The organism is Halosimplex pelagicum (genome assembly GCF_013415905.1).
In the GTDB taxonomy this organism is placed as follows: Archaea; Halobacteriota; Halobacteria; order Halobacteriales; family Haloarculaceae; genus Halosimplex; species Halosimplex pelagicum.
The window spans coordinates 1193185-1206477 of record NZ_CP058909.1 but is presented as its reverse complement, the minus strand read 5'-3'; the positions used below and the strand labels follow the sequence as shown (position 1 = coordinate 1206477).

Genomic DNA, 13293 nt, shown 5'->3' with positions numbered 1-13293 from the left:
TCGGGAAGCCGCGAACCCAGCGCCGATGTTGAATCTCCCATGGACGTGTGGTTAAGGCCATATAGGCAGGGGTAGTTCACAGGGAAAGAGCATACACAGATTCAAAAGAACTATATTAGATTAACCAACCGATTAATTAACGCATGAGACGACTCAGGTCGAAGGTGCCACCAGTAGCAGAGCTTCTCATGGTATTTTTGCTCGTTAGTTCCGTTGCTCTCACTGCCATCCCCGTTGCAGGGCAAGTTGAACAGGTAATTGGAAGCCCGGATATCTCCGCGAATATTCAAGGGAATCAGCTCGAACCGAGTGAGGAGCGTGACGTGACTATCTCGCTCTCGAACGCTGGCGAGGTGTCTCGCTCGGGCCCCCAGCAGTTCGTTCAGCGGGTCGAAACCGCTCGCAACGTCCGCGTCTCTATCGATGAAAGCGAAATCGATGCACCGATCAATATCAAATCAGGCACCGTCACGTTGGGGACGCTCCAAAGTGGCGGCATTAGCGAGGCAGTGTTTACCGTCGAAACTGGCGAAGATCTCGAGCCAGGCTCGTATAAACTGCCCGTCCGAATCAGATACGCCTACACTGGCATCGTCAACTACGAAGTGACACAATCGGGCTACTCGAACATCGAGAACGTCGACTACACGGAAGCCGAGACGAAAACGCCGAGAGTCGTCGTCGGCGAGCGGCCCGCATTCTCGCTCTCGGACGACGGCGCAAGCCAAATCCATTCCGGTGGTTCGGATTACCTCAATTTCTCGATTACCAACACGGGGACCGAACGTGCCGAAGAAGTTACCGTTGGACTCACCTCGCAAAATCCCGCCGTCCAATTCTCCGGCGGCTCGCAATCCCAGGCCAGTGGTGGGTCCTCGCAGAGTCAAACGAACATCTATATCCCCGAATTAGCGCCCGACGAATCGTATAACGCCTCCGTTCGCATCCTCTCGTCCTCCGCACCCTCTGTCGACCAGTATTCGATCCAGGCTTCGATCGAGTATAAAACGCCGAATGGGCTCTCAGGCTCTGCCGACCCGATCACGCTCGGTGGAGATATTCAATCGGGCGAACGCTTTAGCATCGCCGGTGTCTCCGGGTCGCTGTACGTCGGGGAAGACGGCAATGTCACCGCGACAGTCACCAACACTGGCCCACGGACAGCTATCGACCCCGTCGTGAATCTCCAGGCCGCTGACCAGGAACTGCAACTCCAGCGGACATCCTTCCCCATTGACGACCTCCCATCCGGCGAGTCCGCCACGGTCCGCTTCCCAGTCACCGTGCCGAATGACACTGACTCGGGGCCGTATCAGTTCGGCTTTACTGTCGATTACGAAGACCGGACGGGGTCACAGTTCAGCAGTGACTCTCTCACCTCAGAAGTTGTTATTGGCGAAGAGCGCGACTTGTTCCGCCTCGAAAACGCTTCGAGTACGCTCCGTGCGGGCGAAGAGGGGAACGTCACCGCAACGGTCACGAAGCTCAGAACGGGGGTTGTCGATGACGCGGTCATCGAGTTCCAGGCGCCGGCGACCGGGCTGGAACCGCAGCGAACCACGTATCCAGTCGGCGATCTTAGCAACGGTGAATCGGCGACCGTCCGCTTCCCCGTGACGGCGACCGAAAGTATCGATGCAGGGCCCTACCAGTTCGGCTTCACGGTCAACTATGAGGACGCGGATGGCGCACAGGTCTCCAGTAAGACGCTCAACAACCAGCTTGATGTCGGCCAACAGCAGGATGTCTTCGCCGTCACTGGGACCAACGCGACGCTGACAGCCGGGGCGAGCGGACCCGTCGAGATCAGACTCACGAACAGCTACGATAAAACGCTGCGGAACATCAACGCTAAAGCGTACGTCGACGCCCCGGTCTCGGCCAGCTCCGACGAGTCGTACATTCCTGTCCTCGAACCTGGTGAGTCGGCGACCATCGCCTTCGACATGAGTGTCGCCAGCGGTGCGGCCGCTCGCCCGCGACCCGTCGAAATGGACTTCCAGTACGAAGAACCCGACGGAGACACGGTGCTTTCCGACACCTACCAGGTCCCCCTCGACATCACCGAACCGGTTGACAACAGCGGTGGTGGTCCATCTGCGATACTAATCTTGGTGCTGGGTGTAATTGGCGTCGGGGGTGCAGTAGTTGCCTACCGGAGGTTTAACTGAATGTCATTCTCGGACGGAGTTGAAACGGCAATAGACCGTCTCAACACTGTTATCGTGGAGCGGCCACGGACAGTTATCCTCGTATTCTTGCTTCTCACGGGGGGCTTCATCGGCGGATTAGGAGCTATTCAGGTGAACGCCGGAGGGCTTGATGCGTTTACGGAGGGACTTCCAGAACAAGAAGCGCTAGATAACATCAATCGGAATTTCGAAGAACCGTTTCAGACAGATACGCAAACCACGACACAACTCATCCGAACCGACGAGAACGTCTTGGCGAAAGAGTCACTGATCCGGGAAGCTCGCGTCCTTGAACGCGTTGCCTCACGGCCTGATCTTCGGATGGAGGCGGCAAGTGGGCCTGTTCCCCTTCTCGCACAGACCCTGAATCCGTCGGCAACGACGCCGGAAGAATACCGGGAGACGCTCGAGCGTGAACCCCCCTCTGCAATCGAGCAGGCTATTCGAGAACTCGAAGAGAATTCCCGATTTACTGGCTCGTTAGCGGACGATTTCAATCCGACCAGTGCTTCGGCATCTGGGTCAATCACCACGATATCGCATGACTTTCCCGAGAATTTCGGTGATAATGGCCTGACTGCTGTCCAAACCGAGATCCAAGCGATCGCTGAGGATGCGCCGAGCGATATTCGCGCTTTCGGGTCTGGAACGACTCAATCTGAGATCACCCAATCGATGTCGGATTCTCTCCTCGTTGTAATGCCAGTAGTAATTCTATTGCTACTATTCTTCTTAGTAGTTGCATATCGTGATCCGATTGACGTCGTGTTAGGGTTGATTGCGCTCGTGATGACGATCATCTGGACATTCGGCTTCCTCGGGTATGCCAAAATTCCGTTCAGTCAACAGATGATTTCAGTTCCAGTGTTACTGCTTGCTGTTGGGGTTGACTTTGGCATCCACATCATTAACCGCTATCGAGAAGAGACAGAACGCGGGTTTGAAGCGGTTGAAGCGATGCGAGAAGCGAACAGCCAGCTCATGGTCGCTTTCATCATCGTTACTGTGACCGCAGTATTCGGGTTCGGTGCAAACGTTGTGTCTGACCTGGCACCGATCCGGAACCTGGGGATCGCCTCAGCAATTGGAATTGTCTTCACATTCCTTATCTTCGGATTATTTTTACCTGCAGCCAAGTTGGTGAGCGACGATATACGGAAACGTCTCGGGATTCCTGACTTCAACTCTTCCCCGATAGCGTCAGATGAATCAATCCTCGGACGAGTGTTGGCATTTCCTGCACAGGTCAGCCGATACGCTCCGACGCTGATTGTTTTAGTCTTGCTCCTAGGAGGTGCCTTCATGGGTGCGTATGGATCTGGTGTCGGAACATCATTCGAGAACGAGGACTTCTTGCCACCTGAGGAGGTCCCAGCGTATCTCACGGAATTACCAGAGCCATTCAGCCCAGGAGAGTATACGATTACAGAGACGATCAACCTCTTGGATGAGAAGTTCACCAGTAATCAGGGTGATACTGTAAAATTGTATATCGAGGGGAACTTCAAGCAAGATCACGCACTTGAGGCTCTTGCAGCCCCAAACGATAACCCGCCGGAATCACTTGCAGTTGGACCTGGTGGACAGGCACAGTCACAAAGCATTGTGACCGTCATTAAGTCTCATGCGAACGAAAACGATGACTTCGCCGCACTTGTAAATCGGAACGACAAGAATGACAATGGGATCCCTGATCAAAACCTCGGCCTCATTTACGATGAGTTGTTCGCATCCTCAGCCGGTTCTCAGGCTGAACGGTACCTCACTGAAGACTATCGAGCCGTGCAGGTCGAATATACGGTTGACACCGATGCATCACAATCGGAGGCCGCCGCTGCTGGAGCCGAATTCGCAGAGAAGTTCCGGACCGAAGCGACGGCCACTGGGGGCGTTATTGTTCGCTCAACGGTAATGGATCGCATCTTCCAGTCAGCTATTCAAGGACTCGGTTTAGCAATCGGATTGACTGCCGCGTTCCTCGTGATTGTATACGGTGCCTTAGAACGGAAACCGTTACTCGGTGTGGTGAATGTCTTCCCGATATTGGTTGCAATTGCATTCTTGCTTGGAACGATGCGGTATATGGGCATCACACTAAATGCTCTCACAGCAACGATCCTGTCGATCTCGATTGGGGTTGGGATCGCCTATTCAGTGCATACGACCCATCGATTCATTGACGAATACGATGCAACAACAGATGCACATGAGGCAATGATGACGACACTGACAGGGACTGGCGGAGCGCTATTTGGAAGTATGTTGACTACTGCTCTGGGGACTGGCGCACTTGCCCTAGCGATCACCCCAATCCTCGGCAACTTCGGAGTTCTGATCGCTTTGAGTGTCATCTATTCGTTCCTAATGGCAGTAATTGCGCTCCCACCAGCAATATTGCTCTGGGAACGAGTATACGAATTTGACTCCGATCTATTGGGGCGTCTCCGTCCAGCACTGCAATAGGACAGGATTCAGTTTCTATCCGAAACCACGGTAACATCCTCCTCCGCGTAACCGCGGAGGGCTCCCGAGCGGTGGGAGTGTCAGGTTTGGAGTCCAGTCACCGACTACCAGCCCGTTCGGGCACGATAATCCCTCGGTATCGAGCCGGTGGACTGCTGGCCCTGCCAAGTGACCAGACCCCTATTCTTGACCGTGTATGGCGTCCCGATGTTGTTTTTGCCGGGGGTCAGGGTGTCATAGAACCGCCCCCAAGGAGACTAATTTCACGACTGTCGGGGATGAATTACCTACTCAGTGCGCGTGCGCGTTGACCAATGTCCTATCTCTCTACACAAATCTTAAATTCGTTCCTTGATCGAATCCTTGTCCCGTTTCCGAGATACTTAAGTTGTGAACTAGTTACGAAACAACTATGTTTGAATTGGTCCACCAATATGCCCCCCAAAGTCCCGCCGGTCGAACTGCGACTGCCATCGTCGCCTGTTTGATTGGTGTCCCAGCACTCGTACTCGGACTCGTTGGACTATCTGGAAACGTCGCGGCAGGACTCTTGTTCCTCTTGCTCAGTACTGTAACGCTTGGTGTCGCCGGACAATTGGTACGAGGGGTTGTTCGTCAGGCGAATGCGGCCCCTGTGGACAGTCTACAGGACGGTCAGCGGACAGACGAAGCGAACGAAACGCCAATTGAAACGCTTCGGCGACGGTATGCGGAAGGTGAACTTGATGACGAAGCGTTTGAGCAGCGTCTCGACCAGCTCATCAAAACGGAAGAACTGGAGCAGCAGACGACCGAGCGCGAGCGCGTGATAGAGTGACTCCTGTGCTGGGCGATACGTCTTTCTTCTGTACTGAACGGATCGAGGGAGCGACGAACAGGGTATACGAACCGTTCTATGACACTCTCACGGGGACGCCAGCAGGCGTTGGCAGAGTTGGAGGTATCGTCTGGTCCGCTTCGAGCAGTCAGCATGTCGGCACACTCTTCGACGATATACGTTCATCGCCTGCCCTTTCAGATACTGCCGTCCGAGAGACTCCGTCTCTCGTGATCACGAAAATCTGCGATTTTCGAACGACCTCGTTACGTGGGCGGACAGGCCGCTGTCAAAGAACGGTTCGGAATCCGCTCCGTTCCGGCCGATTCCTACCCTTTGTACGGTGGTCTGTCACGTGAACTACCCCACCCTACTCGCTCACCGCTGACGCGGTTCGCTCAGTGAGGGTGGGGCTTCCTGTTTCCACGACGGGCTTTGCAGACACAACGGTGTCTACAGGGAGCGCAGTCTCCACAAGCGTTGATTCGAAGTGAACCACTCCTACTTTTTCAAGACCGCGAGAACGGATGTTCCACGCTGCGTTCGCGTCCCTGTCCGCCTCGAACCCGCAGGAGACACGAATGCTCGTACACCCACAACGGCTTGTCCGTCTCGACACCACAAGACGTGCACTCCTTGGTTGTCCCTCTCGAGTCCACGGTAACGAAATGCGTTTCTTCGCGCTCGCGCTGTATTCGAGCATTCGCAGGAACATCCCCCACGAGGCCCCGGCTCGGTTACGAGAGTTGCCTGGTAGTTTAACCAAGCCCATCGCGTCCAAGTCATCCACGGCCACGAGATCGTACTCGCGGGCATAGTAGTTTGACAACTTGTTGAGGAAGTCTCGACGCTTGCGCTTCAGGTCGGCGTGCCGTTCAGCCACAACTTCCGCTGTTCCTCCCAATTGTTCGACCCGTGTTCCTTCCGTGAGAGGTCGCATTGAGCGCGTTCGAGTCGGTCACGTTCTTCGCTGAAGTCAGGACTCCCAATGGCAGTTCCATCGGTGTCATGGGCGTACGTGAGAATCCACACGTCGATACCGACGACCTTCTCGGGGTTCTCCGGTTTTTCGGGTGTTTCTTTGTCCACGTCGATGCCGAACGTAGCGTGCCACTCGCCTGTAGGTTCCTGCTTGACGTGACCTGCTTGATGGTCGCGCTCTCAAGAAGATCTCGGTGGAGGTGAATCGGAACCTCTCCGATTTTGCTCAACCACAGGACAGGCCGACCACTCGTATTCTTGAGTTTGAAGCCGGACTGGTTGTAGGTGAGCGACCGATACTCCCGAGGCGGTTTCCACTTGAGCATTCTCACGGCGCGTCCGTTCTCCTTCTGTACTATAATGCAGACAAGAATGGTGCGCTGAACATCGGCAAACGAGCCTTGGACAAGTTCTCAAAGCCTTCTGTCCGAGGCGGGGGCGGACTGGCACAGCCCGAAACGCAGGTCATCGTCTACCGTGACGACGAATCTGCGAACCTCACCGTATCCGTGGGTGCAACCCTTAGTGGGGAACCCCACGGCTTTAGCTGTGGAAGGATGTCAGGAGAGCGGAAACCTCTTGTGAATGAGTACCCGATTTGGTTTATAATGGGTAACGCATCGGAGACGGAACACCGAATTAGAGAAGCCGCATTTCGGGCGCTCGTCAAACACGGATATGCGGATCTCTCACTGACGGATATCGGCAACGAATTAGGACAGAACCCTTCCATCATATACCACTATTATGATAGTAAAGATGACCTTTTATTCTCGATGTTGGAGACATTTGTCGATATTTTCGTAGATGGACGAGGTGACCGACCGATTACAGATCCTGAACAGGAGCTACGCGAAATGGTTGATCATGTACTTCAGACCGAAGACAAAAATGACATACTGCCAGACTCTTCAACCGATATGAGAACTGCAATTTCCCGAATGTTCGTAGAATTATGGACACACGCGATCTGGGATGACGACTTCCGTAGGGAAACGACAGAGATCGAGTTGAGACTCAAAGAGATATTCACCAAAACAATTCGCGCTGGAATTGAACGCGATCAGTTCCGACCGGTCAATCCAGAGCGAACCGCTGATCACATCCTCTTCCTTCTCAAACAGGGAATATACACACGTGTGACGACGAATCGTGATGATGCTACCGAGCGCGTTCACTCGATCATTGATGAGCTTATCGACGATTTATAGAGAGCAAGGAGAATACCCGCGCCTTCGGCGCGGGATGAATCCGAAAACCCAGTCCACAGTCCACCACCAATAGCAAGGCCGGGTATTCCATCGCCCCAAACACCAATATTTACAAAAGAAGAGAGTATAAGCAATTATACAGGCGTTCTGAATGCTGGAAGTCCACCGCACCCATCGAGCGAAAATCCACAACCACTCGCAGGTCGCGGAGTCGCTTGACCGGCACGGGTGGAGTGCCAGCAAGCTCTGGAACGTCGCCAACTACCACTCCCGAGAAGTCTGGGAGGAGACGGGCGAGATTCCCGACCACGAGGCGTTGAAAGACGAGTTGAAGACCCATCCAAAGTACAAGGGACGGCCTTGTTTAGACGCCGAATTACAGGCCGTTGAAAGCCTGTGTCTCGATCAGGGATGAACAGACGCCAGTGGTTCGGTTCGTCTATTTGCTTCCTCGTACCGAATTGCCCGGCTACTGCAACCAATCCAGGCTGATCAGACTGACCTCGGCTCGAAAACTGCCGATACTCATCGACAACTCCGACTTGTGGACTCGGGAATCAGTGTTCTCAACCGCTCTTACTAGCGTCTAAACACGGCCCAAGGGACTGCATTCGCAGTCCAGTCAGCGGGTTCTGGAGGAACTCGCTGAAGCCTTCAACTCGTGGTACGGTAAGCGGAAGTCCGACGACCGAGCGAATCCGCCCGGCTACCGCAAGAAAAATTACTACGACCAACAGGGCAACCGCGTCCACGAAGAACACCCACATTCAACGGTAACGTGGAAACAGAATGGTATCCGCCACGACACCAAGAACAACCGTGTTCGCCTCTCGAAGGGCGCGAATCACAAGGAACACCCGAAAGCGTGGGAATACATCCTTGTCGAGTACGAAACACGTCCCGGCGTCACGGTCGAGAACCTGCAACAAGTTAGGGCCGTCTACGACCAGCAGAAGGAGCGGTGGGAACTCCACCTCGTTTGTCAAGACGAACTTGAGACGCCCAACGCTCCCGGCAACGAGACAGCAGGTATCGACCTCGGCATCAGCAACTTCGCCGCCGTCGCATACAGCACCGATGACGCCGACCTGTACCCCGGCAACCGCCTGAAACAGGACGGATACTACTTCCCGAAGGAGATCGCCAAGTGCGACGACTCGAGTGGCGACAGAGCCACGCGACTACATCACAAGTGGTCGGAACGTCGTACACACTTCTTCCACTCCTTGGCGAAACACATCGTTAAACGGTGTGTTGAGAAAGGAGTTGGGCGCATCAACGTCGGGGACTTGGAGGGCGTCCGCGATGACGAGAACGGCGAGTCGAAGAACTGGGGTCGGCACGGGAACCTCGACTTGCACGGGTGGGCGTTCGACCGCTTCAGCTCGATTCTCGAATACAAGGCAAAGGTCGAGGGAATCGAGGTCGTAGAAGTATCCGAACGCAACACGAGCAAGACGTGTTGCGTGTGCGGTAGGGAAGACGACAGCCAGCGTGTTGAACACGGTCTGTACGTGTGTGTGGCGTGTGACTCGGCGTTCAACGCCGACGTGAACGGGGCGGAGAACATCCGTCTCGACTTGAACCAACGTAACTCCGAGTCTGCACCCGATTTAGGTGGAGATAGGAGTACCGGCTGGTTGGCACAGCCCGGAGTCTACCTGTATGACTTGTCCAGCGGATTCCAACCGCAGGCACAAGTGGTAGACTGCAAACCCTAATATCCCAACTGCGGTCGGGATTCCTCCGCCTTCAGGCGGAGGAGGATGTCAACAGTGGAAGATTAGTCGATTGGGGGGTCAATAATGTAACCAAAGTATAGAAAACAAGAGCACGGCTAATTATATATCAGCCGGTATATCTTGCTAATTCGTTCTTCCCGGTGTTTTACGATGATGCTGATTGTACCTTCGCGGATTTGGTTGAAGAGGTCAAATTGTGTGGTGAAGGTCCGATTTTTCCCGACAGTTGTATACCGGGTTAAGAGTTCGCGAGAGTCCCCCTCAGTTCGAAGTTCAACTGTAATTTCGGTTCCCGGAGCGAGTGTAGTTTCTCCCGACACAGGCGCCTTGGACTCGCTAACATTCCAAGTCGACTTGTTTGTCACATCCACAGTAGCGGTTCGATTAACTATTCGAAAGCTAGTAGAGATACTGCGGGATCGCTCGGCCTCAGTTCCTTTCGTTGTTTGTTTCCAAAGCGTAACATCAATAGTAGCGTTCCGCGGTTGGGTAAACTGAGAGGTATTGAATAAGAGGTAGACCTTGTCATTGCTATCGCTAAGATACTGATATGCCATCGGCTCAACAATCGGTGTCGACATTGTGCTTTCTACGTCGACGCCGACACCATTACCGAACTCACCGAGCCCAGCCATCCCGTACGAGATGCTTCCAGACTGAACGGCTGAACCGACTTGTACGGTCACCGGGTACTGACCCGACGTATCAGGATCCGTTATGTTTCCATACTGAATTAGTACGTCACCGTCTGCAGGGAGCTCAATTGTTTCCGATAGCTCGAGAGAAATCGTATTCTCAGAGATCGTAGCTGCACTGATAGCCGATTGTAGATCGCGGTCGATTTGACCGTTATCATCGACATCGATACCAAAGTGCGTAATATTGGCATTAGACAGTTCTGGGATGCTCCTCTGTCGATCCTCGTATGTAACCGAAAGAGACGAAAATTGCATCTCAGAACTCGGATTTGAGAACGTGGCTGTATGAGTGGACGAGTTTCCAGTTGGATCTCGCTGCGTGTAGATCTGCTGTCTTCCAGGAGGATTGGTGAAGTTCGCGATACCGTTGATTCCTTCGGCGGTAAATTCAACAACCGCAGTATCGCCGTATGCAACTGTATTATCCACTGGATGCGAATTCTTGACTATTGCAGTCGTATTTGACGGGACATCCTGTGGTGTTGCACGGAGCACACCATCCCTGAACCTACCAGTCTGCAACTCAAGGGCCGATGTGTCCTGCCGGGTGCTACCCGCCGACAAAACGAGTGTATACCTGCCCTGTGCTAACGGTGCGTATGATGATTTATTCACAGACTTGAGTGAATCGCCCGTTGCAACCGAGAACCCTCCTCCGGACCCCTCATTGAATGTATGAGTGTTAAGATAGACAGTTATGTTTCCATCCGAATCCGTATCGTGGACGGTGACGTTGTATTCAATACCTGCCCCGTAGATGGCTAGCGATGCATCACTCCCCTCTGTGAGCGAAATCGGTATTGTTGCAACATCTCCAATTTCTTCCTGAATTATATTTTGATCGATCTTCGCATCCACCTCCTGAGCTGAAATTGAAGACCCTAGAGCGGTAGGCGAAAGAGCGGAAAGACAGAGTAAAACGGCAAAAATGACTGCACCGGACTGATCTTTCGTTATCATACATAGAGCGATCCGATTATGTGGGTATATGTTTTGTGCTCCCGCCGGCTACCAACGGCTGAGGCCGTGGACTTCCACGCTGGTACCGCTGTGAGCCTCCTTCTCAAGTCTCTAGGGCATCCGGTCGGTTCCGCCTGCAAAATGCAAAAGGCATATGAGCGAATGCACTAATCGATTAGTTAATCACATGCCCTCATTCAGGTCGAAAGTGCCACCAGTAGCAGAGCTCCTGATGATATGTTTGCTCGTTAGCTCCGTTGCTCTCACTGCGATCCCCGTTGCAGGGCAAGTTGAACAGGTGATTGGAAGCCCGGATATCTCCGCGAACATCCAAGGGAATCAGCTCGAACCGAGTGAGGAGCGTGACGTGACTATCTCGCTCTCGAACGCTGGCGAGGTGTCTCGCTCGGGCCCACAACAGTTCGTTCAGCGGGTCGAAACCGCCCGCAACGTCCGCGTCTCTATCGATGAAAGCGAGATCGATGCACCGATCAACATCAAATCAGGCACCGTCACGTTAGGGACGCTACAAAGTGGCGGCGTCAGCGAGGCAGTGTTTACCGTCGAAACCGGCGAGGATCTCGAGCCAGGCTCGTATAAACTGCCTGTCGACATCAAATACGCCTACACTGGCATCGTCAACTACGAGGTGACACAATCGGGCTACTCGAACATCGAGAACGTCGACTACACGGAAGCCGAGACCAAAACCCCCAGGATCGTTGTCGGCGAGCGGCCAGCGTTCTCACTCTCAGACGACGGCGCAAGCCAAATCCACTCGGGTGGTTCGGATTACATCAACTTCTCGATTACCAACACGGGGACGCAACGTGCCGAGGAAGTTACCGTTGGGCTCACCTCGCAAAATCCCGCCGTTCAATTCTCTGGCGGCTCACAATCCCAAGCCCAGGCCAGTGGTGGCTCCTCACAGAGTCAAACGAACATCTATATCCCCGAATTAGCGCCCGACGAATCGTATAATGCATCCGTTCGCATCCTCTCGTCCTCCGCACCCTCTGTTGATCAATATTCGATTCAGGCTTCGATCGAGTATAAAACGCCGAATGGCCTCGCAGGCTCGGCCGACCCGATCACGCTCGGTGGGGATATCCAGTCGGGCGAACGCTTTAGCATCGCCGGTGTCTCCGGGTCGCTGTACGTCGGGGAAGACGGCAATGTCACCGCGACAGTCACCAACACTGGCCCACGGACAGCTATCGACCCTGTCGTGAATATCCAGGCCGCTGACCAAGGACTGCAACTCCAGCGGACTTCCTTCCCCATTGACGACCTCCCATCCGGCGAGTCCGCCACGGTTCGCTTCCCAGTCACCGTGCCGAATGACACTGACTCGGGACCGTATCAGTTCGGCTTTACTGTCGATTACGAAGACCGGACGGGGTCACAGTTCAGCAGTGACTCTCTCACGTCAGAAGTCGTTATTGGCGAAGAGCGCGACTTGTTCCGCCTCGAAAACGCTTCGAGTACGCTCCGCGCGGGCGAAGAGGGGAACGTCACTGCAACGATCACGAAGCTCAGAACGGGGGTTGTCGATGACGCGGTCATCGAATTCCAGGCGCCGGCGACCGGGCTGGAACCACAGCGAACCACGTATCCGGTCGGCGATCTCACCAACGGTGAGTCGGCGACCGTCCGCTTCCCCGTGACGGCGACCGAAAGTATCGATGCAGGGCCCTACCAGTTCGGCTTCACGGTCAACTATGAGGACGCGGATGGCGCACAGGTCTCCAGTAAGACGCTCAACAACCAGCTTGATGTCGGCCAACAGCAGGATGTCTTCGCCGTCACTGGGACGAACGCGACGCTGACAGCCGGGGCGAGCGGACCCGTCGAGATCAGACTCACGAACAGCTATGATAAAACGCTGCGGAACATCAACGCTAAAGCGTACGTCGACGCCCCGGTCTCGGCCAGCTCCGACGAGTCGTACATTCCTGTCCTCGAACCTGGTGAGTCGGCGACCATCGCCTTCGACATGAGTGTCGCCAGCGGTGCGGCCGCTCGCCCGCGACCCGTCGAGATGGACTTCCAGTACGAAGAACCCGACGGCGACACGGTGCTTTCCGACACCTACCAGGTCCCCCTCGACATCACCGAACCGGTTGACAACAACGGTGGTGGCGGGCCCCCACTCCTCATCATTGGCGTTTTGATTATCGGAGTGGTTGCAGCGGTAGGCTTCTATGTCCGCCGAAAGCAGGGGTAAAC

Annotated in this window: 7 protein-coding genes and 2 pseudogenes; 7 read left to right on the top strand and 2 right to left on the bottom strand. The window is 54.5% G+C overall.

The features are described 5' to 3' along the window. The first annotated feature begins 143 nt into the window (after positions 1 to 143). From HZS54_RS06130 to HZS54_RS06120, 3 genes are all read left to right on the top strand, one after another. Complete coding sequence (locus HZS54_RS06130; RefSeq protein WP_179921047.1) at positions 144 to 2171, top strand: COG1361 S-layer family protein; 2028 nt, start codon at positions 144 to 146, stop codon at positions 2169 to 2171. Continuing rightward, positions 2172 to 4655 carry an efflux RND transporter permease subunit gene (locus HZS54_RS06125; RefSeq protein ID WP_179921046.1) on the top strand — a complete coding sequence of 828 codons (2484 nt, stop codon included), beginning with the start codon at positions 2172 to 2174 and terminating at the stop codon, positions 4653 to 4655. A 412-nt stretch (positions 4656 to 5067) separates the two neighbouring features. After that, positions 5068 to 5472, top strand: a complete 405-nt coding sequence (locus HZS54_RS06120) for an SHOCT domain-containing protein (protein ID WP_049985225.1) — start codon at positions 5068 to 5070, stop codon at positions 5470 to 5472. Between the two features lie 370 nt (positions 5473 to 5842). Here the strand turns inward: HZS54_RS06120 and HZS54_RS06115 are convergent. Beyond that, positions 5843 to 6827: pseudogene (locus HZS54_RS06115) on the bottom strand (RNA-guided endonuclease InsQ/TnpB family protein). A 183-nt stretch (positions 6828 to 7010) separates the two neighbouring features. Between HZS54_RS06115 and HZS54_RS06110 the strand changes: the two are divergent. The 3 genes and pseudogenes from HZS54_RS06110 to HZS54_RS06100 form a co-directional block, all read left to right on the top strand. Next, positions 7011 to 7664: a TetR/AcrR family transcriptional regulator gene (locus HZS54_RS06110; RefSeq protein WP_343063098.1), complete on the top strand. Its 654-nt coding sequence runs from the start codon at positions 7011 to 7013 to the stop codon at positions 7662 to 7664. A 151-nt stretch (positions 7665 to 7815) separates the two neighbouring features. After that, positions 7816 to 8079 (top strand): hypothetical protein, encoded by a 264-nt coding sequence (locus tag HZS54_RS06105; protein ID WP_246391804.1) that lies wholly within the window; start codon positions 7816 to 7818, stop codon positions 8077 to 8079. 184 nt (positions 8080 to 8263) lie between these two features. Next, a pseudogene (locus tag HZS54_RS06100) lies at positions 8264 to 9385 on the top strand (RNA-guided endonuclease InsQ/TnpB family protein); the annotation flags it as partial. A gap of 116 nt (positions 9386 to 9501) precedes the next feature. Here HZS54_RS06100 and HZS54_RS06095 read toward each other — a convergent pair. Then, a complete protein-coding gene (locus tag HZS54_RS06095) occupies positions 9502 to 11064 on the bottom strand; it encodes a DUF7827 domain-containing protein (RefSeq protein ID WP_179921045.1) in 1563 nt (520 codons plus the stop codon). Between the two features lie 187 nt (positions 11065 to 11251). Here HZS54_RS06095 and HZS54_RS06090 point away from each other — a divergent pair, with 187 nt between their 5' ends. Continuing rightward, entirely contained in the window at positions 11252 to 13291 is a 2040-nt protein-coding gene (locus HZS54_RS06090) for a COG1361 S-layer family protein (RefSeq protein WP_179921044.1), read from the top strand. The last annotated feature ends 2 nt before the right edge of the window (positions 13292 to 13293 follow it).

Bases quoted from the DNA above. Each gene is read 5' to 3' on its own strand.
- HZS54_RS06130 (WP_179921047.1), top strand. From the start codon at position 144: ATGAGACGACTCAGGTCGAAGGTGCCACCAGTAGCAGAGCTTCTCATG.
- HZS54_RS06125 (WP_179921046.1), top strand. From the start codon at position 2,172: ATGTCATTCTCGGACGGAGTTGAAACGGCAATAGACCGTCTCAACACT.
- HZS54_RS06120 (WP_049985225.1), top strand. From the start codon at position 5,068: ATGTTTGAATTGGTCCACCAATATGCCCCCCAAAGTCCCGCCGGTCGA.
- HZS54_RS06110 (WP_343063098.1), top strand. From the start codon at position 7,011: ATGTCAGGAGAGCGGAAACCTCTTGTGAATGAGTACCCGATTTGGTTT.
- HZS54_RS06105 (WP_246391804.1), top strand. From the start codon at position 7,816: ATGCTGGAAGTCCACCGCACCCATCGAGCGAAAATCCACAACCACTCG.
- HZS54_RS06095 (WP_179921045.1), bottom strand. From the start codon at position 11,064: ATGATAACGAAAGATCAGTCCGGTGCAGTCATTTTTGCCGTTTTACTC.
- HZS54_RS06090 (WP_179921044.1), top strand. From the start codon at position 11,252: ATGCCCTCATTCAGGTCGAAAGTGCCACCAGTAGCAGAGCTCCTGATG.